A 26,222-nucleotide genomic window follows, 5' to 3' on the forward strand; every position below is an offset into this window, starting at 1 on the left:
GCAGTCAGTAAGAGAATAGTCGGCTGTCAGGCCGCCTTCGCGAGCAAGCCCGCTCCCACAGTGGGGCCGGGTGCATCAGCAAGGAACTGGTCGGCTGTCAGGCCGCCATCGCCAGCAGGCGGGCTCCCACACAAAGGCAAGAGCAGAACGCGCACCGCTCTTGCCCCTCACCACTCAACAGGATGAGCGCAAGCTCGGCTGCAGCTCTTGATCTTGATCCACGGGCGACATCGGAAGGCTGAGTGGAGGGATTCATCCGGGGGTGGGAGCGCAGCGACCGTTTGGCGAAGCCAAACACAGCGAGAGGAGGTGCAGCGAAGCAAACCGTAGGCGCTGCGCCCGGATGGAGCCCGGAGCGAAGGGACCCCGAGCTCCGGCGAGCGGGCCGGACGTAGGAGCAAGCCTTTTTGGTTACTTTTTCGGCGTCTGGAAAAAGTGACCCGCCGTAAGGGCGGAACCCTAAGCCGCCGTGACCGCAGCAACGGATATACACCCAAATTTCATCGAAGAAACGAAGCAACCTTCTGCGCAGCACTGGCCAAATGATCCGAATGCGTAAACCCGGAAACCTTCAACGGCTTCAAATCATGATCCCCAGAGGCCAACCAAAACACCTCAATACTCGGCGATAGATCATAAGCCTCGACAGCGTCCCGATTTCCGAGAGCATCCCGCTCCCCCTGAACAATCAACGTCCGAGTCCGCAAAGCAGCCAAATGCTCAACCCGCGGTTTCTCAGGTTTCCCAACCGCATAAAACGGATATCCAAGACAGACAAGCGCATCGGCGCCCAACTCGTCAGCTAAAAGACTGGCCATCCGCCCGCCCATGGACTTACCACCGATGGCCAAAGTCCCAGCGACATGACGTCGCACTTCAGCGAACACTTCGCGCCAGCACTCAAGCAGTTTCGGCGCCGGATTAGGCGGCCGTTTACTGCCATCCACCCGCCGCTGCGCCATATACGGAAACTCAAACCGCAACACATTCACCCCAAGTGCAGCAAGGCGCCCAGCCATATCCGTCATCCACTCACTGTCCATCGGCGCCCCTGCCCCATGCGCCAGGATCAAAGTCGCCGAAGCCTCGCCCGACGCGGCATCCCACAACCACCCATGATCCCGCACGCACTGCGCCCATTGATCCCCGTCAATACTGGCCTTGTGCTGTTTGTCCATGCTTGCCTCGCTTTTAGTCTGCCTATAACTCCAGGCGAAGGATTCGCGGCGTTTTCTGCGCGCGCTCACTTCGGCTGAACCGTGGATGGGGAACCATGAACACTTCTATCAGTACCGCCTACAACTACAAGGTGGTCCGCCAATTCGCCATTATGACGGTGGTGTGGGGCATCGTCGGCATGGGGCTCGGGGTTTTTCTCGCGGCCCAATTGGTCTGGCCTGAACTCAACTTCAATTTGCCCTGGACCAGTTTCGGCCGTCTGCGCCCGCTGCACACCAACGCGGTGATCTTCGCCTTCGGTGGCTGCGCGCTGTTCGCCAGTTCGTTCTACTCGGTGCAGCGCACCTGCCAGACGCAATTGTTCGCGCCGAAAATCGCCGCGTTCTGCTTCTGGGGCTGGCAGCTTGTGATTCTATTGGCGGCGATCAGCCTGCCGCTGGGTTACACCAGTTCCAAGGAATACGCCGAGCTGGAATGGCCGATCGACATCCTGATCACCATCGTCTGGGTCGCCTACGCCATCGTGTTCTTCGGCACGATCATGCAGCGCAAGACCAAGCACATCTACGTCGGCAACTGGTTCTTCGGCGCGTTCATCATCACCGTGGCGATCCTGCACATCGTCAACAACCTTGAGTTGCCGGTGAGCCTGACCAAGTCCTACTCGGTGTACGCCGGTGCGACCGACGCAATGGTGCAATGGTGGTACGGCCACAACGCCGTGGGCTTTTTCCTCACCGCCGGGTTCCTCGGGATGATGTACTACTTCGTGCCGAAACAGGCGGAACGTCCGGTGTATTCGTATCGTCTGTCGATCGTGCACTTCTGGGCGCTGATCACCCTGTACATCTGGGCCGGCCCCCACCACCTGCACTACACCGCGCTGCCGGACTGGGCACAGTCGCTGGGCATGGTGATGTCGCTGATTCTGCTGGCACCGAGCTGGGGCGGCATGATCAACGGCATGATGACCCTCTCGGGCGCCTGGCATAAGTTGCGCAGCGACCCGATCCTGCGCTTCCTCGTGGTGTCGCTGGCGTTCTACGGCATGTCGACCTTCGAAGGTCCGATGATGGCGATCAAGACTGTAAACGCCCTCTCCCACTACACCGACTGGACCATCGGCCACGTTCACGCCGGCGCACTCGGCTGGGTGGCGATGATCTCGATCGGCGCGCTTTACCACATGATCCCGAAAGTCTTCGGCAAAGAGCAGATGCACAGCATCGGCCTGATCAACGCGCACTTCTGGCTCGCGACCATCGGCACCGTGCTCTACATCGCCTCGATGTGGGTCAACGGCATCGCCCAGGGCCTGATGTGGCGCGCAGTCAACGAGGACGGCACGCTGACTTACTCCTTCGTCGAAACCCTGGTGGCCAGCCACCCTGGCTTCATCGTGCGTCTGGTGGGTGGGGCGATCTTCCTCAGCGGCATGTTGCTGATGGCTTACAACACCTGGCGCACCGTGCGGGCCTCGCAGCCTGCTGACGTCGTTGCTGCCGCGCAGATGGCCTGAGGAGTCCGCCATGAAACACGAAACGATTGAAAAGAACGTCGGCCTGCTGATGCTGCTGATGGTGTTCGCCGTGAGCATCGGCGGCCTGACCCAGATCGTCCCGCTGTTCTTCCAGGACGTCACCAACAAACCGGTAGAGGGCATGAAGCCCTATACCGCGCTGCAACTGGAAGGCCGCGACATCTATATCCGCGAAGGCTGCGTCGGTTGCCACTCGCAGATGATCCGGCCGTTCCGCGCCGAAACCGAACGCTACGGGCACTACTCGGTGGCCGGTGAGAGCGTATGGGATCACCCGTTCCTGTGGGGTTCCAAGCGTACCGGGCCAGACCTGGCCCGGGTCGGCGCGCGTTACTCGGACGACTGGCACCGCGCGCACCTGTACAACCCGCGCAACGTGGTACCGGAGTCGAAAATGCCGGCCTACCCGTGGCTGGTGACGCAAGCGGTCGACAGCAGCCACACCGAAACCAAGCTCAAGACCATGCGCACCCTCGGCGTGCCGTACACCGACGACGACATCAGCGGCGCGGTCGCCAGCCTCAAGGGCAAGACCGAAATGGACGCCCTCGTCTCCTACCTGCAAGTGCTCGGCACTGCGATCAAGAGCAAGAGGTGAGCACGATGATCATTGAAATGAGTGCAGGCCTGATTCGCGGCCTCGGCACCGTCGTGGTGTTCGTCGCCTTCGTCGGCCTGACGATCTGGGTGTTCAACCGCAAGCGCACGCCGGAGTTCGCCGAAGCGCGCCTGCTGCCGTTCGCCGACGAGCCGCAACCCGACATTACCCAAGCACCTGAAACAAGGAGTACCCGGCCATGACCACCTTCTGGAGTACGTGGATCTGCGTACTGACCATCGGCAGCCTGATCGGCCTGACCTGGCTGCTGATCGGCACCCGCCGGGGCGAAACCAAGGGCAGCGTCGACCAGACCATGGGCCACAGCTTCGACGGCATCGAGGAGTACGACAACCCGCTGCCGCAGTGGTGGTTCATGCTGTTCGCCGGCACGCTGGTGTTTTCCGTGGGCTATCTGATCCTGTATCCGGGCCTGGGCAACTGGAAAGGCATCCTGCCCGGCTACGAGGACGGCTGGACCGGCGTGCACGAATGGGAAAAGGAAATGAACAAGGCCGACGCCAAATTCGGGCCGATCTTCGCCAAATTCGCTGCCATGCCGGTGGAGGAAGTGGCGAAGGATCCGCAGGCGCTGAAAATGGGTGGCCGGTTGTTCGCCTCCAACTGCTCGGTGTGCCACGGTTCCGACGCCAAGGGCGCGTTCGGCTTCCCTAACCTGGCCGACAAGGACTGGCGCTGGGGCGGCGATGCCGAGACCATCAAAACCACCATCATGGGTGGCCGGATGGCGGCGATGCCGGCCTGGGGCGAAGTGCTCGGCGAGACGGGTGTGAAGAACGTCGCCGCATATGTGCGTCACGAACTGGCTGGCCTGCCGCTGCCTGCCGACAGCAAGGCTGACCTGCAAGCCGGACAGCAAGCGTTCAGCACCACCTGCGTAGCCTGTCATGGGGCAACCGGCCACGGCACTGAAGCCATGGGTGCGCCGAATCTGACGCACCCGGCCGGATTTATTTATGGCACGAGTCTGACGCAGCTTGAGCAGACCATCCGCCACGGTCGCCAGGGCCACATGCCAGCGCAGAACGAACTGCTGGGCAACGATAAAGTGCAATTGCTAGCTGCCTATGTGTACAGCCTGAGCCATGGATTGAATACAGATAAGCTGATTACTGAAGACAACAAATAGTAATCATTGCACACACCTCTGCCGCACCATTCTCGGTGCGGCAGCATCCCGCCCCTTTGCGACGCATTGTCGCACCCCGTCACACCCTCTCCTTTCGGTTCCCCGGATTCGGGTCTACGCTTGCTCGATGCGGACTGGCTTGTGCTGGTTCCAGGTCAACGCTGACTGCTGTGTTCTGCGAACCGGCTGACTGATGTGGCCGCAAACGCCGGTAGATACCGGCTGTCGTGCCATTTACCGTCCGTCACCCGAACTGAGCGTTTGAACACACCCCGTTACAAGCGACCTGATCCCCTCGCTTTTTTCGTCCGCTGCGACATTTTGTCCGAGGCCAATTTTGACCTTACGCGGCGTATGGAAAGGCCGCAGAATCAGCGTTGGAAAGCATTGACCCAGGTCATGGCGCGTTGCAATGACCCCCTGCTCTCTGCATACTTGCGGCCGATTTTAATCCTAATAAAACACCCAAACCGTGGAACCTTAGAATGAGCACAGCAATCAGTCCGACTGCTTATAACTATAAGGTAGTCCGCCAGTTCGCCATCATGACGGTGGTCTGGGGGATCCTTGGCATGGGGCTCGGTGTCTTCATCGCCTCGCAACTGGTCTGGCCGGAGTTGAACTTCGGTCTGCCGTGGACGAGCTTTGGACGCCTGCGCCCGTTGCACACAAACCTGGTGATTTTCGCCTTCGGTGGTTGTGCACTGTTTGCCACTTCCTACTATGTCGTGCAGCGAACCTGCCAGACGCGACTGATCTCCGACAGCCTTGCCGCCTTCACCTTCTGGGGCTGGCAGGCGGTCATCGTCGGCGCCATCATTACCTTGCCGCTGGGTTACACCACCACCAAGGAATACGCCGAACTGGAATGGCCGCTCGCCATTCTGCTGGCCATTGTCTGGGTCTCCTACGGGCTGGTGTTCTTCGGCACCATCACCAAGCGCAAGACCAAACACATCTATGTCGGTAACTGGTTCTACGGCGCGTTCATCGTCGTGACCGCAATGCTGCACATCGTCAACCACGCCTCCCTGCCCGTGAGTTTCTTCAAGTCCTACTCCGCCTACTCGGGCGCGACTGACGCGATGATCCAGTGGTGGTACGGCCACAACGCCGTGGGCTTTTTCCTGACCACCGGCTTCCTCGGGATGATGTACTACTTCGTGCCGAAACAGGCCGAACGTCCGATCTACTCCTATCGCCTGTCGATCGTGCACTTCTGGGCACTGATCACCCTGTACATCTGGGCCGGTCCGCACCACCTGCACTACACCGCACTGCCGGACTGGGCACAGTCGCTGGGCATGGCGATGTCGATCATCCTGCTGGCGCCAAGCTGGGGCGGCATGATCAACGGCATGATGACCCTCTCGGGCGCCTGGCATAAGCTGCGCACCGACCCGATCCTGCGCTTCCTCGTGGTGTCGCTGGCGTTCTACGGCATGTCGACCTTCGAAGGTCCGATGATGGCGATCAAGACCGTCAACTCGCTCTCGCACTACACCGACTGGACCATCGGCCACGTTCACGCCGGCGCGCTGGGCTGGGTGGCGATGATCTCGATCGGCGCGATCTACCACATGATCCCGAAACTGTTCGGTCGTGCGCAGATGCACAGCGTCGGCCTGATCAACGCGCACTTCTGGCTCGCAACCATCGGTACCGTGCTGTACATCGCCTCGATGTGGGTCAACGGCATCACTCAGGGTCTGATGTGGCGTGCAATCAACGATGACGGCACCCTCACCTACTCGTTCGTCGAAGCGCTGCAGGCCAGCCACCCGGGCTACATCGTCCGTGCCCTGGGCGGTGCTTTCTTCGCCAGCGGCATGTTCCTGATGGCTTACAACGTCTGGCGCACCGTGCGCGCCTCGAACGCGGCTGAAGCCGAAGCCGCCGCCCAGATCGCTGTTGTTGGAGCTCACTGATGAAGCATGAAGCTGTCGAGAAGAACATTGGCCTGCTGGCCTTCTTCATGGTCATCGCCGTCAGCATTGGCGGCCTGACCCAGATCGTTCCGCTGTTCTTCCAGGACGTCACCAACAAGCCGGTCGAAGGCATGAAGCCGCGTTCGGCACTGGAACTGGAAGGCCGCGACGTCTATATCGCCAACGGTTGTGTCGGCTGCCACTCGCAGATGATCCGTCCGTTCCGCGCTGAAACCGAACGCTACGGCCACTACTCGGTCGCCGGTGAAAGCGTCTGGGACCACCCGTTCCTGTGGGGTTCCAAACGGACCGGCCCGGATCTGGCTCGCGTGGGCGGTCGTTACTCCGATGACTGGCAGCGTGCGCACCTGTACAACCCGCGCAACGTGGTACCTGAGTCGAAAATGCCGGCTTACCCGTTCCTCGTGGAAAACAAGCTCGACGGCAAAGACACGGCCAAGAAAATGGAAGTGTTGCGCACGCTCGGCGTCCCTTACACCGACGAAGACATCGCCGGTGCAAAAGATGCCGTGAAGGGCAAAACCGAAATGGACGCGCTGGTGGCCTACCTTCAGGGCCTGGGCACCATCATCAAAAGCAAACGGTGATTCTTCATGGATATCGGGATGATTCGCGGCCTGGGCACCGTCGTCGTGATGGTGGCCTTCATCGGTTTGGCGTTGTGGGTATTCAGCCCCAAGCGCAAGTCGGAGTTTGAAGACGCAACCTTGCTGCCTTTTGCGGATGATCCCGAAGCCATCAAGCACGTCGAGCAAGCTTCTAGGAGTAACAAAGAATGACTACATTCTGGAGTCTGTACGTCACAGTCCTCAGTCTCGGTACGATCTTCGCCCTGACCTGGCTGCTGCTGTCGACCCGCAAGGGCCAGCGCAGCGAACAGACGGACGAAACGGTCGGCCACTCCTTCGACGGGATCGAGGAGTACGACAACCCACTGCCGAAATGGTGGTTCATGCTGTTCGTGGGCACCATCGTGTTCGCCCTGGGTTATCTGGTGCTGTACCCGGGCCTGGGCAACTGGAAAGGCCTGCTGCCGGGCTACAACTACCTCGATAACGACAAGCAGACCGCGTTCGCCAACGGCCAGACCGGCTGGACCGGCGTGCATGAGTGGGAAAAGGAAATGGCCCGCTCGGACGCCAAGTTCGGTCCGATCTTCGCCAAGTTCGCGGCGATGCCGATCGAGGAAGTGGCCAAGGATCCGCAAGCACTGAAGATGGGCGGCCGTCTGTTCGCCTCCAACTGTTCGGTATGCCACGGTTCCGACGCCAAGGGCGCCTATGGCTTCCCGAACCTGACCGACGCCGACTGGCGCTGGGGCGGCGAGCCGGAAACCATCAAGACCACCATCATGGGCGGTCGACACGCGGTGATGCCGGCCTGGGCCGAAGTCATTGGCGAACAAGGCGTAGCCGATGTCGCAGCCTTCGTGGTGACCCAGCTCGATGGCCGCAAACTGCCGGAAGGCACCAAGGCTGACCCGGCCAACGGCCAGAAACTGTTCGCCGCCAACTGCGTGGCCTGCCACGGTCCGGAAGGCAAAGGCACCCCGGCGATGGGCGCGCCTAACCTGACCCACCCGGCCGCGTTCATCTACGGTTCGAGCTTCGCGCAACTGCAGCAGACCATCCGTTACGGCCGTCAGGGCCAGATGCCGGCGCAGGAACAACTGCAAGGCAATGACAAGGTGCACCTGCTGGCAGCGTACGTGTACAGCCTGTCCCACGGTGAAAAAGCGCCGGAGGCCGAGGCGCAATAAGGCCAGGGCTTGATGTAATGAAGAATCCCCCGCCAGTGCTCTGGCGGGGGATTTTTTTATGGGTTACTGGCCCAGATCGACTTCACCGGCACGGTGGCCACCGGCGTACGTTTGCGCCACTGATTGTCCTCGACCAGACTCACCTCCAATTGCTTGCGATCCTTGGAAAAAGTGGCGGTCAGGTACGTCTGCTGAGAAGCTGAACCGCTGAGAAACATCGGCACGCTCCCCATATAGGTCTGGCTACCACCCTCGTCGTGGAAGTGGCCGGCGAACATCGCCGTCACCTGATACTTTTCAATCATTTCGCGAAAGCGCTTCTCTTGATCCCAACTGCCTTTCCACTCATAGGGCTTGTGCATGTTGATAATGATCGCGTAGCCCTGCGCTCGCGCTATTCGCAAATCATTTTCCAGCCAGTCCAGCGACGCCGTGATATCGAATGTGGTCGGATTCAACGCGTGAGAAATCTTCACCGCATAAGTGGGTTCATTGTTCAACTGCACCAGATGCACTTCACCCACATTCTTTGAATAAGCCAGACTACCCAGATAGTGTTTATTCACAAAGCTGCCGGTGACTTCCAGATCAAATTCATCGACTTTACCGACATGATGATCACGGTAATCAACAATACTGCCCGCTGCGCAACTTTCACTGAAACAGTCATTCACGTTGTTCTGGTAGTCGTGATTGCCCAATCCGTAGAGCACGTGATCGCCAAAGTGTTTCTTCAGCATCGAACCGATGAAAGAGCGCTGCCAGCCGTGGCCAAACGCGGTCATGTCACCGTTGATCATCAATGGCACCGCAGCCTGCCCGCCCATCTCGGTGCGGAACTGGGCAATGCTCGCGAACTGGGTTTCCACCAGCCATTTCGCGCGTTTTTCGAAATCCGCGCTCGACTCATCCTCGCCACTGTCCGACTTTTCTGTCCACGGGTATTGCGGGTCTGATGCAAATACCATGTGCTGCGGCATACCTTCGTTGGCACTGGCGAGAGAAGTCAGGGACACCAGACACAGACAAGCGAAAAGCTTTTTAACTTCCTTGATTTTCATAACACTCCATTATTCCGTTAAATTTAAAAACATGAACATGCAACTAACACGCTGCAGAACAGCCAATAAGTTATTCGAAAAAAACAAGAAAACAAAACCCATTAATTAACTAATGATATTTCTGGAATATTAAAATTGCCTTCGAAATTAATACTTTGAGACACAAGCCTGATGGACTCGATTCGCTATGCTCTGTAGGGTCGTCCACAGCCCGTTGCCCCTCATCGGAGCCACTTCAAGGATGAAGACGCTATGTTGAATGACGACAAAAACCCTATCCCGCCACGGACCGACCAGCGGACGGCTGAGTTCTGTCTTCCTCGATTGCCGCCCCCAGGCGAAGTAGTAACGTTGCTGCATCTTTATTGCGAGAGGTCAACCATGATGGCAATCACCACCATCTCCAGCGGTGAATTCAATCAGGACACCAGCAGCGCCAAAAAGGCTGCGCGTCTGGGACCAGTGATCATCACCGACCGTGGCAAGGCCTCTCATGTCCTGTTGAGCATTGAGGAATATCAGAAACTGAGCGGCGCAAACACGAGCATTGTCGATTGGTTGGTCATGCCGGAGGCTGCCGACATCGATTTCGAAACCGACCGCGCAGTCATCATTAATCGCCCCGTGGATTTGTCCTGGCCAATGAAAGCGATGCATTGATAGCTGCCACGGCCCTGGTGCATGGACTCACAGTGGTCACGCGCAATGTCGGTGATTTCCGCTCGAGCGGCGTCGCCCTGATCAACCCGTGGGAACATTGAATTAGCCGCCACTCCAAAACCGTCCATACTCAACAAGTCAATTGATCTGCATCAGGCTTTGCTGCATTCGCTACACCAATAATGCTTTTTCCCCAACGCGACCAAAGGTCGCACCCTTGAGTTAGAGCGACAGGCGTATCATTGCGCCACTGCGACACCCCTTTCTGACCGCGGTCGGCACGTATCGACCGAGGCATTTGTCCACTGCCGTGGGATGCAATGATGAGCAACCAGATTCCGGTACACGACGTCACACCACCGAGCAAAAACGCGAACAACAGCGTCGATCTTTACGCCTCTCGAGAAAAAATCTACACCCGTGCTTTCACCGGCCTGTTCCGCAATCTGCGGATGATCGGCGGCGCCGCGCTGTTCCTGTTGTATTTCGGTACGGTGTGGCTGAACTGGGGCGGGCATCAGGCGGTGTGGTGGAACCTGCCGGAACGCAAGTTCTTCATCTTCGGCGCCACGTTCTGGCCGCAGGACTTCATCCTGCTGTCCGGACTGCTGATCATCGCGGCGTTCGGCCTGTTTTTCATCACCGTTTACGCCGGCCGCGTCTGGTGCGGCTACACCTGTCCGCAAAGCGTGTGGACGTGGATTTTCATGTGGTGCGAGAAGGTCACCGAAGGCGACCGCAACCAGCGGATCAAGCTCGATAAAGCGCCGATGACCGGCAACAAATTTCTGCGCAAGCTCGCCAAGCATTCATTGTGGTTGCTGATCGGCTTCGTCACCGGCATGACCTTCGTCGGCTACTTCTCGCCAATCCGCGAACTGGTGTTCGAATTCTTCACCGGTCAGGCCGATGGCTGGTCGTATTTCTGGGTCGGTTTCTTCACCCTCGCCACCTACGGCAACGCCGGCTGGCTGCGCGAGCAGGTGTGCATCTACATGTGTCCGTACGCACGTTTCCAGAGCGTGATGTTCGACAAGGACACCCTCATCGTTTCCTACGATCCGCGTCGCGGCGAAAGCCGTGGCCCGCGCAAGAAAGGTGTCGACTACAAGGCCATGGGTCTGGGCGACTGCATCGATTGCACCATGTGCGTTCAGGTGTGCCCGACGGGTATCGACATCCGTGACGGCCTGCAGATCGAGTGCATCGGTTGCGCCGCGTGTATCGACGCCTGCGACGCGATCATGGACAAGATGGATTACCCGCGCGGCCTGATCAGCTACACCACCGAACACAACCTGTCCGGCCAGAAAACCCATAAACTGCGGCCACGCCTGATTGGCTACGCTGTGGTGCTGCTGGCGATGATCAGCCTGCTGGTGACCGCGTTCTTCATGCGCTCGCTGGTCGGTTTCGACGTCAGCAAGGACCGCGTGCTGTACCGCGAAAACGCCGAAGGCCGGATCGAAAACGTCTACAGCCTGAAGATCATGAACAAGGATCAGCGCGACCACACCTACGTGCTGGAAGCCGCCGGCCTGCCGGATCTGCGCCTGCAAGGCAAACGCGAGATCAAAGTGCCGGCCGGCGAAATCTTCAGCATGCCGGTGGAGTTGTCGAGCGCACCGGAACAGTTGCCGTCGAGCACCAACGAGGTGAAATTCATCCTCAAGGATGCCGACGATGATAGCGTCCACGTTGAAGCCAAGAGCCGATTCATCGGCCCACAAACCCGTTGAGAGAACTGAACATGCCCGCAGCAAACGCCGCCAGCCCTTGGTACAAGCACCTTTGGCCATGGATCATCATCGGGATTCTGGCCTGTTCGGTGACCTTGACCCTGTCGATGGTGACCATTGCGGTGAACAACCCGGACAACCTGGTCAACGACAACTACTACGAGGCCGGCAAAGGCATCAACCGCTCACTGGATCGCGAGCTGCTGGCGCAGGATCTGAAGATGCGCGCCAGCGTGCATCTGGATGACCTGACCGGCGAAGTTGACCTGCGCCTGAGCGGCGACAGCCAGCCGAAAACCCTGGAACTGAACCTGATTTCGCCGACCCAGCCGGAGAAGGATCGCAAGATCGTCCTGACCCGCAGCGAAACCGAAGCCGGCCGTTACATCGGTCAGTTGGGCGACAAGGTCGAAGGCCGGCGTTTTGTCGAATTGCTGGGCACGCAGGACGACCACGTGTGGCGCATGTTCGAAGAGGAACAGGTCAGCCACGACAAGGATCTGCTGCTCGGTGACGAACCGCTGCAGGGCGCCGAAGACCTGGATAAATAAACTGCAGAAGCCCCTCATCCGGAGGGAGAGGGGACTGATTTCGGCCGCTCGCATGCCTTGTGTATGGCAGTGACGATATCCGTGGATGCACCTCTTTTCCGGCCTCCATCAATCGGCTCCCTCTCCCTCCGGGAGAGCGCTGGGGTGAGGGCAAGCGGACAACCCCAATGCAAGGGCTTACCCCCTCAACGATGCCATGACCACCCCACTCCCCTGCTACCACTGCGCTCTGCCCGTCCCGTCGGGCAGCCGCTTCACCGCCGTCGTGCTCGGGGAGTCCCGCGAGTTCTGCTGCCCCGGCTGTCAGGCCGTGGCCGAAGCCATCGTCGCCGGTGGTCTGGAAAGCTATTACCAACATCGCAGCGAAGCCTCGGCCAACCCCGAAGCACTGCCGGTGCAATTGACCGATGAACTGGCGCTGTACGACCGCGCCGACGTGCAACAACCCTTCGTCCGTCACGCGGGCGAACTCGCCGAAACCACCCTGTTGATGGAAGGCATCAGTTGCGCCGCCTGCGGCTGGCTGATCGAGAAACACCTGCGCAGCCTGCCGGCGGTGGCCGAGGCGCGGCTGAACCTGTCCAACCATCGCCTGCACGTGCAATGGGCCGACGCACAATTGCCGCTGAGCCAGATCCTCGCCGAGCTGCGCCACATCGGTTACGCCGCCCACCCCTATCAGGCCGACCGCGCCAGCGAGCAACTGGCCAGCGAAAACCGTCTTGCGTTGCGTCAGCTCGGTGTCGCCGGGCTGCTGTGGTTTCAGGCAATGATGGCGACCATGGCGACCTGGCCGGAATTCAACATCGACCTCAGCCCCGAACTGCACACGATCCTGCGTTGGGTCGCGCTGTTCCTGACCACGCCGATCGTGTTCTACAGCTGCGCGCCGTTCTTCAAGGGCGCCATGCGCGATTTGCGCACCCGACATCTGACCATGGATGTCTCGGTGTCGCTGGCGATCGGCAGTGCCTACATCGCCGGGATCTGGACCTCGATCACCGGCATCGGTGAGCTGTATTTCGATGCGGTCGGGATGTTCGCGCTGTTCCTGCTCGCCGGCCGCTATCTGGAACGCCGCGCCCGCGAGCGCACCGCCGCGGCCACCGCGCAGCTTGTGAACCTGTTGCCAGCCTCGTGCCTGCGCCTCGACGCCGACGGCCAGAGCGAACGCATCCTGCTCAGCGAACTGCGCCTGGGTGACCGGGTGCTGGTGCAACCGGGTTCGATCCTGCCGGCGGACGGCAAGATCCTCGATGGCCAGTCGAGCATCGACGAATCGCTGCTGACCGGCGAATACCTGCCGCAACCGCGCACGCTGGGCGATGCGGTCACCGCTGGCACGCTGAATGTCGAAGGCGCACTCACCGTCGAGGTACTGGCACTGGGTCAGGACACGCGCCTGTCGGCCATTGTCCGCCTGCTCGATCGCGCCCAGGCCGAGAAGCCGCGACTGGCAGAAATCGCCGACCGCGCCGCGCAATGGTTCCTGCTGTTGTCGCTGATTGCGGCCGCAGCGATCGGCCTGTTGTGGTGGCAGCTGGACTCGTCGCGGGCGTTCTGGATCGTGCTGGCGATGCTGGTCGCGACCTGCCCTTGCGCGCTGTCGCTGGCAACCCCGACGGCGTTGACCGCCGCCACTGGCACCCTGCACAAACTCGGTCTGTTGCTGACGCGCGGCCATGTGCTGGAAGGCCTGAACCAGATCGACACGGTGATCTTCGACAAGACCGGCACCCTCACCGAGGGGCGGCTGGTTTTGCGTTCGATCCGTCCACTGGGCACGCTGAACAGCGACCAGTGCCTGAGCCTTGCCGCCGCATTGGAAAATCGTTCGGAACACCCGATTGCCCGCGCCTTCGGTCGTGCGCCACTGGCGGCTGAAGAAGTGCACAGCACGCCGGGACTCGGCCTCGAAGGGCTGGTTGGCACACAGCGTTTGCGCATCGGTCAGGCAGAATTTGTCTGCGCCCTCAGCGGTTCGCCGCTGCCGGCGATGCCGGATGAACCGGGTCAGTGGCTGCTGCTCGGCGATGACTCGGCAGCGCTGGCGTGGTTCGTTCTCGACGACCGCCTGCGCGACGATGCGCCCGCCCTGCTCGCCGCCTGCAAGGCCCGTGGCTGGCGCACGCTGCTGTTGTCCGGCGACAGCTCGCCGATGGTCGCCAGCGTCGCCGCCGAACTGGGTATCGACGAGGCCCGAGGCGGTCTGCGTCCGGACGACAAATTGCAGGTGCTGCAACAGCTTCATCAAGAAGGACGCAAGGTCTTGATGCTCGGCGATGGTGTGAACGACGTGCCGGTGCTGGCTGCTGCCGACATCAGCGTGGCCATGGGGTCGGCCACCGATCTGGCGAAAACCAGCGCCGACGCGGTGCTGCTGTCCAACCGCCTCGACGCGCTGGTGCTAGCCTTTACCTTAGCGCGCAGAACCCGTCGGGTAATCATCGAGAACCTGCTGTGGGCGGCGCTGTACAATGGCCTCATGTTGCCGTTCGCCGCCCTCGGCTGGATCACCCCGGTGTGGGCTGCGGTCGGCATGTCGATCAGTTCGTTGACCGTGGTGCTCAACGCCCTGCGCCTGACTCGCCTGCCGAGCGCGCCGGTCGCCGGCACCCGTTCAGAAACCCGTCCGTTGCCGGCCTGAGCCGCTCGGGCCTGGAGTACCGATGCCAGCTCTTTACGTGATGATCCCGGCCGCCCTGCTGATCGTGGCCATCGCCGTGTACATCTTCTTCTGGGCGGTGGACAGCGGGCAGTACGACGACCTCGACGGCCCGGCCCACAGCATCCTGTTCGATGATCAGGACCCGAACCACACCGCCGCCGTGGACGAAGCTAAAGCCGACAAACCGCAGGACAAGGCGCCACCCCATGCTTGAGCTGGCGCCGCTGCTGGTTTCCGCGCTGATCCTCGGCCTGCTCGGTGGCGGGCATTGCCTGGGCATGTGCGGCGGCCTGATGGGCGCGCTGACCCTGGCGATCCCCAAGGAACAGCGCAGCCGACGCTTTCGTCTGCTGCTGGCGTACAACCTCGGACGGATCCTCAGTTACGCGACCGCCGGTTTGCTGATCGGCCTTGCCGGTTGGGCGGTGGCGAACAGCCCGGCGGCGATGGTCATGCGAATTCTCGCCGGGTTGCTGCTGATCGCCATGGGCCTGTATCTGGCCGGCTGGTGGAGCGGCCTGACCCGCATCGAAAGCCTGGGTCGTGGTTTGTGGCGTTACATTCAGCCGGTGGCCAATCGCTTGCTGCCGGTGTCGACACTGCCCCGTGCGTTATTGCTCGGCGCGCTATGGGGCTGGCTGCCGTGCGGACTGGTTTACAGCACGCTGCTGTGGTCGGCGAGCCAGGGCAATGCGCTGGACAGTGCGTTGTTGATGCTGGCGTTCGGGCTGGGCACATGGCCGGTGCTGCTGGCTACCGGGCTGGCGGCCGAGCGGGTTACGGCGTTGCTGCGTAAACGCAGCGTGCGCATGGCCGGCGGTCTGCTGGTGATCCTGTTCGGCATCTGGACCCTGCCGGGGCCGCACCAGCACTGGCTGATGGGCCACTGACCGGCGGCGCGGCCTTCGCCAGCAGGCTCGCTCCCACAGGTTTTGTGTACGCCACAAATCTCCTGTGGGAGCGAGCCTGCTCGCGATGGGGCCGCGTGACTTATACGAATCCTCCCCGTTGATACAAATCAAGATGCCCCGCCGCGCCCTCCCCTAGACTCGCCACACTGCCAGCCTATCCGGGGGAATGCCCGCATGCTCGACGCCATTCGTTGGGACACTGATCTGATCCGCCGCTACGACCTGGCGGGGCCGCGCTACACCTCGTATCCGACCGCCGTGCAATTCAACAGCCAGGTCGGCACCTTCGACCTGTTCCACGCCCTGCGCGACAGCCGCAAGGCGTTGCGCCCCTTGTCGCTGTATGTGCACGTGCCGTTCTGCGCGAACATTTGCTACTACTGCGCCTGCAACAAGGTCATCACCAAGGATCGCGGTCGCGCACAGCCGTATCTGCAGCGGCTGGAGCAGGAAATCCAGTTGATCGCCTGTCACCTGGAACCGGCGCAGAAAGTCGAGCAACTGCACTTCGGCGGCGGCACTCCGACCTTTCTCAGCCACGACGAACTGCGGCAGTTGATGGCGCACCTGCGCAAACACTTCAATCTGCTGGATGACGATTCCGGCGACTACGGTATCGAGATCGACCCACGCGAGGCCGACTGGTCGACCATGGGGCTGTTGCGCGAACTCGGCTTCAACCGGGTCAGCATCGGCCTGCAAGACCTCGACCCGGCGGTGCAACGGGCGGTCAATCGCCTGCAAAGCCTGGAAGAAACCCGCGCGGTGATCGACGCCGCGCGCACCCTGCAATTTCGCTCGATCAACATCGACCTGATCTACGGCCTGCCGAAGCAGACCCCGGAGAACTTTGCGCGCACCGTCGAGGAGGTCATCAGCCTGCAACCGGACCGGCTCTCGGTGTTCAATTATGCGCACTTGCCGGAGCGCTTCATGCCGCAGCGGCGGATCAACAGCCACGAGCTGCCGAGCCCTGCGCAGAAACTCGAAATGCTTCAGCGCACCATCGAACAACTGACTGCCGCCGGCTACCGTTACATCGGCATGGATCACTTCGCCCTGCCCGACGACGAGCTGGCGATTGCCCAGGAAGAGCAGACCCTGCAGCGCAACTTTCAGGGCTACACCACCCACGGTCATTGCGACCTGATTGGTCTTGGGGTGTCGGCGATCAGCCAGATCGGCGACCTCTACTGCCAGAACAACAGCGATCTGAACCAGTACCAGAACACCCTCGCCGCCGCGCAACTGGCAACCAGCCGTGGCCTAGTGTGCAATGCCGACGATCGCCTGCGCCGCGCGGTGATCCAGCAACTGATCTGCAATTTCAGCCTGGAATTCGCCGAAATCGAGCAGGCGTTCAACATCGATTTTCAGGGTTACTTCGGCGCGCTGTGGCCGCAACTGCAAGGCATGGCCAACGATGGATTGATCACGCTGGAACGCGAGCGCATCGAGGTGTTGCCGGCCGGGCGTCTGCTGGTGCGTTCGGTGTGCATGGTGTTCGACGCGTATCTGGAACAGCAGAACCGCCAGCGCTTCTCGCGGGTGATCTAGTTTTTCGTCAGCAGTGAGCCGAGTTTGAGGTTCTGCTCGGAGGTGAGGCCGGACTGATCCATGACTTTGGACAGGGCCAGATTGGCGCTGATCAGCCCGGTATTCAGGGCGGCGATGGCACCGCGCAGCGCGGCGAGCATATTGACCTTGGCTTCGTTGGTCAGTGTTCTGTCGGACATGACCGCCGCCATCCGGGCTTTCTTCTCGGCGATCTCTTTTTGCAGTTTGCGGATCATCTTCAGCAACTGCTGGACGTTCTCGGGCAAGCCGCTGTCTTCGATGTCGCTGTTCTCACCACCGACGCTGAAGGATTTTTCGATCGAGGCGCCGGACAGCGACACTTTGACGCCCTCGACCAAGGTCGGGATTGCCAACGGCGCAGAGGCGGCATTCTGCTCGCTGTCGGTGCCTGTCCTGGCGGTGCTCGGCACAGACGCAACGCCGCTGCTACCGGGGTTCAGCGTGTCAATGGCGGCCATCGAAGCGATTCCTTGCATGCGTGGTGATACCCCTTTATCGGCCACTTGCCCTGCGGCTTAACGCCCGTGGGACAAACTCGCCGCAGACTGGCCTGAATGTCCTCCCGTGGGTTACCCTTACGGCTTATGTGTGTTTTCCCACAAGGATTTAAGAAATGTCCGAGCCAGTCAAACTGCGCGCTCACAACCAGGCCCATTGCAAGGATTGCAGCCTGGCCCCTCTCTGCCTGCCACTTTCTCTGAATCTGGAAGACATGGATGCGCTGGACGAAATCGTTAAACGTGGCCGCCCGTTGAAAAAGGGTGAGTTCCTGTTCCGCCAGGGCGACACCTTCGATTCCGTTTATGCAGTACGCTCCGGCGCCCTGAAGACCTTCAGCCTGAGCGACAGCGGCGAAGAACAACTGACCGGTTTCCACTTGCCGAGCGAACTGGTCGGCCTGTCCGGCATGGACACCGAGAAACACCCGGTGTCGGCCCAGGCCCTGGAGACCACCTCGGTCTGTGAAATTCCTTTCGAACGCCTTGATGAACTGGCCCTGCAACTGCCGCAGCTGCGCCGTCAGTTGATGCGGGTGATGAGCCGCGAGATCCGTGACGACCAGCAGATGATGCTGCTGTTGTCGAAAAAAACCGCCGACGAGCGCATCGCCACGTTCCTGGTCAATCTGTCGGCCCGCTTCCGTGCTCGCGGGTTCTCGGCCAACCAGTTCCGCCTGAGCATGTCGCGCAATGAGATCGGCAATTACCTGGGCCTGGCGGTGGAAACCGTGTCCCGGGTATTCACCCGCTTCCAGCAGAACGAACTGATCGCCGCCGAGGGCAAAGAGATCCACATCCTCGACCCGATCCAGCTCTGCGCCCTGGCCGGCGGCTCGCTCGAAGGCTGATCTCGATCCGCGGTTGAGCGAAGCGTTTCAGCCGCGGGTATACTGCGCCGTTTGCAGCCCTGCCAGGACACCTCGACGATGGTCTTCGACTCCTTCGACATCAAATCCCTGATCCGCCCCGTGATCGACTTCCCGAAACCGGGCGTGATCTTTCGCGACATCACCCCGCTGTTCCAGTCGCCCAAGGCCCTGCGCCTGGTGATGGACAGCTTCGCCCACCGTTATGTGGAAGCCGATTTCACCCACATCGGCGCGATGGATGCGCGCGGTTTCCTGATCGGTTCGGTGTTGGCCTACCAGCTGAACAAGCCGCTGGTGCTGTTCCGCAAGCAAGGCAAACTGCCCGCGGACGTGCTGGCCGAAGGTTACGCGACCGAGTACGGCGAAGCGTTCCTCGAAGTGCACGCCGACAGCCTGTGTGAGGGCGATTCGGTGGTGATGTTCGATGATTTGATTGCCACTGGCGGCACGCTGATCGCCGCGGCCAACCTGATACGCCGCATGGGCGCGCGGGTGCATGAGGCGGCGGCGATTATCGATCTGCCGGAGTTGGGGGGTTCGCAGCGTCTGGAAGATATGGGCATCCCTACCTTCTGCCTGACGCAGTTTGCCCTGACTGATAAGTAAGTAGCGCCTGTCAGACCGCTTTCGCGAGCAGGCTCGCTCCCACATTTGGAATGCATTCTCCTGTGGGAGCGAGCCTGCTCGCGAAGGGGCCGGCCGCCTCAACGCAGAACCTAAAGCCCCATCTGCTTGCTGATAATCTCGTTCATCACCTCCCGCGTCCCGCCGCCAATCGACAGAATGCGGTTATCCCGATACAGCCGCTCCACCAGGCTTTCGCGCATGTAACCCAGGCCGCCAAGAATCTGCACTGCCTCGGTGGTAATCCGGTCCGAGGTGTCCGTGGCGACGTTCTTGGCCATGGAAATCTCCTTGATCACGCTCTGCCCCGCCGCCATTTTCGCCGCCTGGCGGTAGGTGAACTCGCGCGATACTTCCAGCGCCGTGGCCATTTCGGCCAGCCGATGCTTGATCACCTGGAACTTGCCGATCGGTTTGCCGAACGCCTCACGCTCGCGCGCCCACTTCAGCGCCTCTTCGAGCGCGAGCTGCGAGGTCATGTTGGCCATCAGCGCCAGCGCCAGCCGTTCACTCTGGAAATTGCCCATGATGCAGGCGAAGCCCATGTTCTCGGCGCCGACCAGATTGCCCACAGGCACCCTGCAATCGTCGAAGAACAGTTCAGCGGTGTCCGAGGCCCACCAGCCCATTTTCTTTAGCTGGCGGCCTACGGTGAAGCCTGGGGTGCCCTTCTCGATCAGCAACAGGCTGATGCCGCCGAAACCCGGCGCCCCGGTGCGCACTGCGACGGTATAGAAGTCGGCGCGTACGCCACTGGTAATGAAGGTCTTGCTGCCGCTGACCCGGTAGACGTCGCCGTCACGCACGGCGCGGGTTTGCAGGTTGGCGACGTCGGAACCGCCGCCGGGCTCGGTGACCGCCAGCGCGCTGATTTTCTCGCCACTGAGCACTGCCGGCACCACGCGCTCGCGCACCTCGGGCCGGGCCCATTTGACGATCGGTGGCAGGCCGATATCCAGCGATCCAAGGCCGGCGACCAGACCACCGGAACCGCAGCGCATCAGTTCTTCGCTGGCGGCGATCTTGGCGAACACATCACCTTCGTGGCTGCCGCCCAGCGCTTCTGGATAACCGATGCCGAGAATTCCCGCCGCCCCGGCCTTCAGGTACAGCTCACGGGGAAAGCTTTCGGCTTCTTCCCACGCATCGATGTCCGGCAGGATCTCGCGCTCGACGAAACGTCTGACGCTGTCGCGGACCATTTGGTGGCTGGGGTCGAAGTAATCCTGGAAAGCAGGCATCGGCGAACTCCACTGAGGGGTTTACCGAACTTAACCGAGCGCTTGCTTGGTTTTCAATAAGTTTGTGTGAATCAGTCAGACCGAGGTGCGCCCATCGCTGGCAAGCCAGCTCCCACAGGTTTTTTTGGTGTGCACAACATTTGTGAACGACCGAAGTCACTGTGGGAGCTGGCTTGCCAGCGATGGGGCCAGTTCAGGCAACACACCTGTCAGAGGGAAATCGGCTTACGCCCGGCAAACGAATGGGCCAGTGTCCCGCCATCCACCAACTCCAGCTCCCCACCCAACGGCACACCGTGGGCAATCCGCGAGGCGATCAGGCCTTTGTTGGCCAGAAGTTGAGCGATGTAATGCGCAGTAGCTTCACCTTCCACCGTCGGGTTGGTGGCGAGGATGACTTCGGTAAACGTGCCCGCCTCTTCAATGCGCGCCATCAACTGCGGAATACCGATAGCTTCCGGCCCCAGGCCGTCGAGCGGCGACAGGTGGCCCTTGAGCACGAAGTAGCGCCCACGGAAACCCGTTTGCTCCACCGCATAAACGTCCATCGGCCCTTCCACCACGCACAGCAGCGTGTCGTCGCGGCGCGTGTCGGCGCATTGCGGGCACAAATCGTCTTCGGTCAGCGTGCGGCACTGACGGCAGTGACCCACCCCTTCCATGGCCTGGCTCAAGGCCTGGGCCAGGCGCGTGCCGCCGCTGCGATCACGCTCGAGCAACTGCAACGCCATGCGCTGGGCGGTTTTCTGACCCACGCCCGGCAAAGTGCGCAGGGCGTCGATCAGTTGGCGAATCAAAGGGCTGAAGCTCATTGGTAAAAAGTCCGACAAAACAACGAGACGCGGTTTATACCCGCGCCTCTGGCCAGCGTCAAATGCTCAGTCCTGGGCAACCTTCACCACCAGTTTGCCGAAGTTGCGTCCCTCCAGCAGACCGATGAACGCCTCGGGTGCCTGCTCCAGACCTTCCACCACGTCTTCGCGGAATTTGACCTTGCCGTCGCGCACCCACGGCACCATGTGGCTGATGAATTCCGGCTGGCGGTCACCGTAGTCGTCAAACACGATGAAGCCTTGAATCCGCACGCGCTTGGTCAGCAACGTACGCTGCAATATCGGCAGACGATCCGGGCCTTGCGGCACCTCAGTGGCGTTGTAACCGGCAATCAGCCCGCACAGCGGGATTCGCGCCTTGGGATTGAGCAACGGCACCACGGCATCGAACACATGCCCGCCAACGTTTTCGTAATAGATGTCGATGCCGTTCGGGCAGGCCTTGGCCAATTGTTCGGCAAAGTCCGGCGCCTTGTGATCGATGCAGGCATCAAACCCCAGTTCTTCGACCACGTATTTGCATTTGTCGGCTCCACCGGCCACACCCACGGCGCGCAGGCCCTTGATCTTCGCCACCTGACCGACCACTGAACCGACCGCACCGGACGCTGCAGCCACCACCAGGGTCTCGCCTTCTTTCGGCTGACCGATGTCGATCAGCCCCATGTACGCGGTCATCCCCGGCATGCCCAACACGCCGAGCGCCATCGACGGGCTCGGCAGGCCGGACGGAATCGGCATGATGTTGCGGCCGTCGCTGATGCTGTGGCTCTGCCAGCCGGTGAGGCCGACCACCAGATCGCCCTGATGGAATTTCGGATGACGGGAATTCTCGACACGGCTGACAGCGCCACCGGTCATCACTTCGCCGATTTGTACCGGCGCGGCGTAGGACGGTGCATCGCTCATGCGCCCGCGCATGTACGGGTCCAGCGACAGGTACAGGGTTTTCAGCAGCACCTGGCCGTCTTCGAGATCAGGCAACGCTTCGCGCTCCAGACGGAAGTTTTCCGGAGTCGGCGCGCCGACCGGGCGCGAGGCGAGGACGAAGCGTTGGTTGAGGGTCAGAGGGTCGGACATGTCAGCGTCTCCTGTGAATGATGAACTCGGGGGTATAGGGAGCAGACCTTTGTGGCATTGGGGCGTTCGATGTTTATTCAGTTGTACCGAGGTGAGTTCATTCGCGAGCAGGCTCGCTCCCACAGGGAAATGCATTCCAAATGTGGGAGCGAGCCTGCTCGCGAAGGCGGCATCAAAGACACCGCACCTCCAGGAGCCAGAAACAAAAATGCCAGGCGCGATGCCTGGCATTTTGTGTAGCTCATCCAACCCGCATTGGCGAATCAGAATGGCAGTTTCATACCTGCTGGCAGGTTCATGCCGGCGGTCATGCTGCCCATTTTTTCCTGGCTGTTGGCTTCGATCTTGCGCACGGCGTCGTTGACGGCGGCGGCGACCACAGCTTCGAGCATTTCCTTGTCGTCTTCGCTCAGGCCTTCAACCAGGCTTGGATCGATGCTGACGCTTTTCACGTCGTGACGACCGGTCATTACCACGGTGACCATATCGCCACCAGCCTTGCCGGTGACTTCGGCGTTGGCCAGTTCTTCCTGCATCTTGGCCATTTTTTCCTGCATCTGCTGTGCCTGCTTCATCAGGCCGGCCATGCCACCTTTCATCATGGGAATCACCTCAAAAGTACTTGGATCAAAACAGCGCCCGGCACTTAACGCCGAACGCCCTCTGTTATTAGCCTTGGGCGACCAAGGCGTCGACAGGTTCAATAGTATCGTGTCGCACCACTGCACCGAACTGCTGGACCATCTGCTGGATGAACGGATCACCGTGGATCGATTCTTCCGCCTCGCGCTGACGGTTGGCCCGGCGACGGGACGCGGCCTGCGCCGGGGTTTCCTGCTCGGGCTTGATCAACTCGATGGTCAGGGTCAGCGTGCGACCGTGGAACTGGTTCAACGCATCGTTCAGGCGCCGCTGTTGCGTGGCGTTGAACAGCGCGCTGTGCGCCGGGTCCAGGTGCATCAGCCAGTGGTCGCCATCGACCGCGATCAGCGTGCAGTTGGCGGCGATGCTGCCGGTCATGCCCGAGATCGGCAATTGCGGGAACAGCTCCAGCCATTGCAACGCCAGACCGGTGGCCGGCGCGGCGGCAGGCTCCGGCTCGGGTTCCGGGGCTGGCTCGGCAGTGTGTTCGCTGGCCAGATCGTCGAGGTAGCTGTAGGCCGAATCCATGTCCGGCTCAATGTAGTCTTCGTCCAGCGGCGGCTCATCGTCGAGGTCCATGCCTGGAGTGGCGGCATCGACTTCGGCGACCGACGGCTCAGGAATCGGCGCGGCAGCCCATTCCGGCGCATCCGGCACCACGCTGTCCGGGGTCGGCAGCGGCATCGGCGGCAACTCGGGCTGCTCGCTGGCGGTTTCCAGTACCGGCTCGACGGCTGGTTGCTGCACCGGCTCAGGTTCTGGCTCGGGTTCGACCGGGTCGTTCCACGGCAGGTCGACCAGCGCTTCGGCGACGACCGGTTCAGGTTCTGCTTCTGGCGCAGGTGCCGGCGCAGCCACCACCACAGGCGCTGGAGCCGGCGCTGGCGCAACCACCGGTGCAGGCGCAACAGCCGCAGCGACTACCGGCGCAGGCTTGGGCGCGGCAGCCACTGAGTTTACGGAATCAACTGTGGCCTGGCTGATCCCCACTGGCTTTAGCGGTTGCCTCGGGGCGTCCGCCGTATCCGCCGGCCGGAAGGCCAGCATCCGCAGCAGGACCATCTCGAAACCACCACGCGGGTCCGGCGCCAGCGGCAAGTCGCGGCGACCGATCAGGCCCATCTGGTAATAGAACTGCACGTCTTCGGCCGGCAGCGCCTGAGCCAATGCCAATACGCGGTCACGGTCGCCATGACCGTTGTCGACACCTTCAGGCAAGGCCTGGGCGATGGCGACGCGGTGCAGCACGTTGAGAATTTCCGAGAGCACGCCGTTCCAGTCCGGGCCTTGCTCGGCCAGGTGGCGCACGGCTTCGAGCAACGCCTTGGCGTCGCCTTCGATCAGTGCATGCAGCACGTCGAAGACCTGGCCGTGATCCAGCGTGCCGAGCATCGCCCGCACATCGGCGGCCAATACCTTGCCTTCACCGAAGGCGATGGCCTGGTCGGTCAGGCTCATGGCGTCACGCATCGAGCCGTCAGCGGCGCGGCCCAGCAACCACAGCGCGTCGTCTTCAAACGGCACGTTTTCGGCGCCGAGCACGTGGGTCAGATGCTCGACCACGCGCTCGGGCGTCATGTTCTTCAGCGAGAACTGCAGGCAACGCGACAAAATCGTTGCCGGAAGTTTCTGCGGATCCGTCGTCGCCAGGATGAACTTGACGTACGGCGGCGGCTCTTCGAGGGTTTTCAACAGCGCATTGAAGGAATGGCTGGAGAGCATGTGCACTTCGTCGATCAGGTAGACCTTGAAGCGCCCACGGCTCGGCGCGTACTGCACGTTGTCGAGCAGCTCGCGGGTGTCTTCGACCTTGGTCCGGCTCGCGGCGTCGATCTCGATCAGGTCGACGAAGCGCCCTTCATCGATCTCGCGGCACACCGAACACTCGCCGCAAGGGCTGGAAGTGATACCTGTCTCACAGTTCAGGCATTTGGCAATGATCCGCGCAATGGTGGTCTTACCGACCCCGCGGGTACCGGTGAACAGGTACGCGTGGTGCAGCCGCTGGCTGTCCAAGGCATTGATCAGAGCCTTGAGCACATGGGTCTGGCCGACCATTTCGCGGAACGAGCGCGGACGCCATTTACGTGCAAGAACCTGATAACTCATCGAAAACCGTCGCAACGAAGGAAGCTGAAGCGGCTAATGCTAGCGGAGCAAGGGCAAAATTGCATCCGGTGTGCTCGTCTAATCTGGCTAAGCTGCTGTTGGCGGGGAAATTTCGCTCGTGATCGGGACTCATCGGAGCATGTATGCGTTGGGCCTTGGGAGCTTTGTTGGGGATCAGTCTGAGCGTGAGCGCGGCCGAACCGCCGCTGCGCTTCGTCGTGGCCGACAGCTGGGCGATGCCGATGGTGCAGATCGACCACGGCCGCCCGACCCAGGGCATCCTCCACGACATCATGCTCAGCCTTGCGACGCAGGTCGGCGTGCCGGCCGAATTCCACGTCCTGCCGCGCGCCCGGGTGCAGAACGCCATGGAGCACGGTGAAGTCGACGTGCGCTGCTATGCCGCACAATCGTGGCTGCCGAATCAGTCCGGGGACTATATCTGGAGCCTTCCGCTGCTGTTCCAGCGCGATTTGCTGATCAGCCGCGACGCTCAGCCGCCCCGCGTCGACCCTGCCGACCTGCCCCGCCAATCGATCGGCACCGTGCTCGGCTATACCTATCCGACCCTGCAACCGCTGTTCGACGCCGATCGCCTGCAACGCGAGGACGCGCGTAATCAGGAACAAGTGCTGGAAAAACTCCTGGCCGGCCGCTACCGCTATGCGGTGAGCAATCAATGGACACTCGACTGGTTCAATCAGCGTCTGCTGCCCGGGCAGCAACTGCACGGCGTCGCGGTGCTGCAGGAGCAGCATGTGGGCTGCTACGTGAGGAATGATCCTCAGGTGCCGGTGCAGCGAATCTTGCGCACGTTGTTGCGGATGAAAATGTCGGGGGAGATTGATGACATCATCCGGTTGTATACCGGGTCCGCTGAAGCCACCCCATAACCCATTGTGGGAGCGGGCTTGCTCGCGAAGGCGTTGTGTCAGTCACCTGATTCGTTAACTGGCACACCGCCTTCGCGAGCAAGCCCGC

The 26,222-nt window shown here is 61.2% G+C and carries 26 protein-coding genes and 1 pseudogene; 19 read left to right on the top strand and 8 right to left on the bottom strand.

Annotated elements, in window-relative coordinates; all coding sequences use genetic code 11:
- Nucleotides 1–500: 500 nt before the first annotated feature.
- On the bottom strand, nucleotides 501–1,178 hold the full coding sequence (locus AC3WMV_RS14270) for an alpha/beta family hydrolase (protein ID WP_103368401.1): 678 nt from the start codon (nucleotides 1,176–1,178) through the stop codon (nucleotides 501–503).
- A gap of 95 nt (nucleotides 1,179–1,273) precedes the next feature.
- Here AC3WMV_RS14270 and ccoN (AC3WMV_RS14275) point away from each other — a divergent pair, with 95 nt between their 5' ends.
- The 8 genes from ccoN (AC3WMV_RS14275) to ccoP (AC3WMV_RS14310) all read left to right on the top strand — a co-directional run bounded on the left by ccoN (AC3WMV_RS14275) (nucleotide 1,274) and on the right by ccoP (AC3WMV_RS14310) (nucleotide 8,175).
- On the top strand, nucleotides 1,274–2,698 hold the full coding sequence (ccoN, locus tag AC3WMV_RS14275; RefSeq protein WP_103368400.1) for a cytochrome-c oxidase, cbb3-type subunit I: 1,425 nt from the start codon (nucleotides 1,274–1,276) through the stop codon (nucleotides 2,696–2,698).
- A gap of 10 nt (nucleotides 2,699–2,708) precedes the next feature.
- Nucleotides 2,709–3,317 carry a cytochrome-c oxidase, cbb3-type subunit II gene (gene ccoO / locus AC3WMV_RS14280; RefSeq protein ID WP_003223389.1) on the top strand — a complete coding sequence of 203 codons (609 nt, stop codon included), beginning with the start codon at nucleotides 2,709–2,711 and terminating at the stop codon, nucleotides 3,315–3,317.
- A gap of 5 nt (nucleotides 3,318–3,322) precedes the next feature.
- A complete protein-coding gene (locus tag AC3WMV_RS14285; protein WP_027613249.1) occupies nucleotides 3,323–3,520 on the top strand; it encodes a cbb3-type cytochrome oxidase subunit 3 in 198 nt (65 codons plus the stop codon).
- The gene (gene ccoP / locus AC3WMV_RS14290; RefSeq protein WP_103368399.1) at nucleotides 3,517–4,467 is read left to right on the top strand and encodes a cytochrome-c oxidase, cbb3-type subunit III; all 951 of its coding nucleotides are present in this window, start codon (nucleotides 3,517–3,519) and stop codon (nucleotides 4,465–4,467) included. Before AC3WMV_RS14285 ends, ccoP (AC3WMV_RS14290) begins: the two co-directional genes overlap by 4 nt.
- A gap of 485 nt (nucleotides 4,468–4,952) precedes the next feature.
- Nucleotides 4,953–6,395 (top strand): cytochrome-c oxidase, cbb3-type subunit I, encoded by a 1,443-nt coding sequence (gene ccoN / locus AC3WMV_RS14295; protein ID WP_007969186.1) that lies wholly within the window; start codon nucleotides 4,953–4,955, stop codon nucleotides 6,393–6,395.
- Entirely contained in the window at nucleotides 6,395–7,003 is a 609-nt protein-coding gene (gene ccoO / locus AC3WMV_RS14300; RefSeq protein WP_024164411.1) for a cytochrome-c oxidase, cbb3-type subunit II, read from the top strand. Before ccoN (AC3WMV_RS14295) ends, ccoO (AC3WMV_RS14300) begins: the two co-directional genes overlap by 1 nt.
- Nucleotides 7,004–7,009: 6 nt before the next feature.
- Nucleotides 7,010–7,195, top strand: coding sequence for a CcoQ/FixQ family Cbb3-type cytochrome c oxidase assembly chaperone (locus AC3WMV_RS14305; protein ID WP_003175465.1), 186 nt, complete (start codon nucleotides 7,010–7,012; stop codon nucleotides 7,193–7,195).
- Nucleotides 7,192–8,175: a cytochrome-c oxidase, cbb3-type subunit III gene (gene ccoP / locus AC3WMV_RS14310; protein ID WP_103368398.1), complete on the top strand. Its 984-nt coding sequence runs from the start codon at nucleotides 7,192–7,194 to the stop codon at nucleotides 8,173–8,175. Before AC3WMV_RS14305 ends, ccoP (AC3WMV_RS14310) begins: the two co-directional genes overlap by 4 nt.
- A gap of 56 nt (nucleotides 8,176–8,231) precedes the next feature.
- Here ccoP (AC3WMV_RS14310) and AC3WMV_RS14315 read toward each other — a convergent pair whose 3' ends face one another.
- Complete coding sequence (locus tag AC3WMV_RS14315) at nucleotides 8,232–9,236, bottom strand: metallophosphoesterase family protein (protein WP_103368397.1); 1,005 nt, start codon at nucleotides 9,234–9,236, stop codon at nucleotides 8,232–8,234.
- A 384-nt stretch (nucleotides 9,237–9,620) separates the two neighbouring features.
- On the opposite strand from AC3WMV_RS14315, the gene AC3WMV_RS14320 reads away from it, so the two are divergent.
- The 8 genes and pseudogenes from AC3WMV_RS14320 (at nucleotide 9,621) to hemN (ending at nucleotide 17,322) form a co-directional block, all read left to right on the top strand.
- Nucleotides 9,621–9,896 (top strand): type II toxin-antitoxin system Phd/YefM family antitoxin, encoded by a 276-nt coding sequence (locus tag AC3WMV_RS14320; RefSeq protein ID WP_178083309.1) that lies wholly within the window; start codon nucleotides 9,621–9,623, stop codon nucleotides 9,894–9,896.
- Nucleotides 9,875–9,997, top strand: a pseudogene (locus AC3WMV_RS14325) (VapC toxin family PIN domain ribonuclease); the annotation flags it as partial. The gene AC3WMV_RS14320 and the pseudogene AC3WMV_RS14325, both read left to right, overlap by 22 nt.
- A 222-nt stretch (nucleotides 9,998–10,219) precedes the next feature.
- The gene (gene ccoG, locus AC3WMV_RS14330; protein ID WP_098967982.1) at nucleotides 10,220–11,635 is read left to right on the top strand and encodes a cytochrome c oxidase accessory protein CcoG; all 1,416 of its coding nucleotides are present in this window, start codon (nucleotides 10,220–10,222) and stop codon (nucleotides 11,633–11,635) included.
- 11 nt (nucleotides 11,636–11,646) lie between these two features.
- Nucleotides 11,647–12,186, top strand: coding sequence for a FixH family protein (locus AC3WMV_RS14335; RefSeq protein ID WP_103368395.1), 540 nt, complete (start codon nucleotides 11,647–11,649; stop codon nucleotides 12,184–12,186).
- Nucleotides 12,187–12,382: 196 nt separating this feature from the next.
- Nucleotides 12,383–14,833, top strand: a complete 2,451-nt coding sequence (locus AC3WMV_RS14340; RefSeq protein ID WP_103368394.1) for a heavy metal translocating P-type ATPase — start codon at nucleotides 12,383–12,385, stop codon at nucleotides 14,831–14,833.
- Nucleotides 14,834–14,855: 22 nt separating this feature from the next.
- Nucleotides 14,856–15,068 carry a cbb3-type cytochrome oxidase assembly protein CcoS gene (gene ccoS, locus AC3WMV_RS14345; protein WP_007965536.1) on the top strand — a complete coding sequence of 71 codons (213 nt, stop codon included), beginning with the start codon at nucleotides 14,856–14,858 and terminating at the stop codon, nucleotides 15,066–15,068.
- A complete protein-coding gene (locus AC3WMV_RS14350) occupies nucleotides 15,061–15,744 on the top strand; it encodes a sulfite exporter TauE/SafE family protein (RefSeq protein WP_103368393.1) in 684 nt (227 codons plus the stop codon). The genes ccoS and AC3WMV_RS14350 overlap by 8 nt, the downstream gene beginning before the upstream one ends.
- A gap of 195 nt (nucleotides 15,745–15,939) precedes the next feature.
- Nucleotides 15,940–17,322, top strand: coding sequence for an oxygen-independent coproporphyrinogen III oxidase (hemN, locus tag AC3WMV_RS14355; RefSeq protein WP_103368392.1), 1,383 nt, complete (start codon nucleotides 15,940–15,942; stop codon nucleotides 17,320–17,322).
- On the opposite strand, the gene AC3WMV_RS14360 is transcribed toward hemN, so the two are convergent.
- On the bottom strand, nucleotides 17,319–17,801 hold the full coding sequence (locus AC3WMV_RS14360; protein WP_103368391.1) for a hypothetical protein: 483 nt from the start codon (nucleotides 17,799–17,801) through the stop codon (nucleotides 17,319–17,321). The two genes, hemN and AC3WMV_RS14360, sit on opposite strands and share 4 nt — an antisense overlap.
- A 155-nt stretch (nucleotides 17,802–17,956) precedes the next feature.
- On the opposite strand from AC3WMV_RS14360, the gene fnr reads away from it, so the two are divergent.
- Both fnr and AC3WMV_RS14370 read left to right on the top strand, forming a co-directional pair.
- Nucleotides 17,957–18,691 (top strand): fumarate/nitrate reduction transcriptional regulator Fnr, encoded by a 735-nt coding sequence (gene fnr / locus AC3WMV_RS14365; RefSeq protein ID WP_003223347.1) that lies wholly within the window; start codon nucleotides 17,957–17,959, stop codon nucleotides 18,689–18,691.
- A gap of 78 nt (nucleotides 18,692–18,769) precedes the next feature.
- Nucleotides 18,770–19,318 carry an adenine phosphoribosyltransferase gene (locus AC3WMV_RS14370; RefSeq protein WP_003223345.1) on the top strand — a complete coding sequence of 183 codons (549 nt, stop codon included), beginning with the start codon at nucleotides 18,770–18,772 and terminating at the stop codon, nucleotides 19,316–19,318.
- 110 nt (nucleotides 19,319–19,428) lie between these two features.
- Here AC3WMV_RS14370 and AC3WMV_RS14375 read toward each other — a convergent pair whose 3' ends face one another.
- The 5 genes from AC3WMV_RS14375 to dnaX form a co-directional block, all read right to left on the bottom strand.
- Nucleotides 19,429–20,577 (bottom strand): acyl-CoA dehydrogenase family protein, encoded by a 1,149-nt coding sequence (locus AC3WMV_RS14375; RefSeq protein WP_103368390.1) that lies wholly within the window; start codon nucleotides 20,575–20,577, stop codon nucleotides 19,429–19,431.
- 209 nt (nucleotides 20,578–20,786) lie between these two features.
- Nucleotides 20,787–21,389 carry a recombination mediator RecR gene (gene recR, locus AC3WMV_RS14380; protein WP_007965550.1) on the bottom strand — a complete coding sequence of 201 codons (603 nt, stop codon included), beginning with the start codon at nucleotides 21,387–21,389 and terminating at the stop codon, nucleotides 20,787–20,789.
- Between the two features lie 66 nt (nucleotides 21,390–21,455).
- Entirely contained in the window at nucleotides 21,456–22,490 is a 1,035-nt protein-coding gene (gene curA, locus AC3WMV_RS14385) for an NADPH-dependent curcumin/dihydrocurcumin reductase (RefSeq protein ID WP_103368389.1), read from the bottom strand.
- 263 nt (nucleotides 22,491–22,753) lie between these two features.
- Entirely contained in the window at nucleotides 22,754–23,092 is a 339-nt protein-coding gene (locus AC3WMV_RS14390; protein WP_003223337.1) for a YbaB/EbfC family nucleoid-associated protein, read from the bottom strand.
- A gap of 67 nt (nucleotides 23,093–23,159) precedes the next feature.
- On the bottom strand, nucleotides 23,160–25,241 hold the full coding sequence (gene dnaX / locus AC3WMV_RS14395) for a DNA polymerase III subunit gamma/tau (RefSeq protein ID WP_103368388.1): 2,082 nt from the start codon (nucleotides 25,239–25,241) through the stop codon (nucleotides 23,160–23,162).
- A 143-nt stretch (nucleotides 25,242–25,384) separates the two neighbouring features.
- On the opposite strand from dnaX, the gene AC3WMV_RS14400 reads away from it, so the two are divergent.
- Nucleotides 25,385–26,134: a substrate-binding periplasmic protein gene (locus AC3WMV_RS14400; RefSeq protein WP_027613266.1), complete on the top strand. Its 750-nt coding sequence runs from the start codon at nucleotides 25,385–25,387 to the stop codon at nucleotides 26,132–26,134.
- Nucleotides 26,135–26,222: the final 88 nt, after the last annotated feature.

The sequence above is a fragment of the Pseudomonas sp. FW305-3-2-15-E-TSA4 genome (assembly GCF_058787295.1).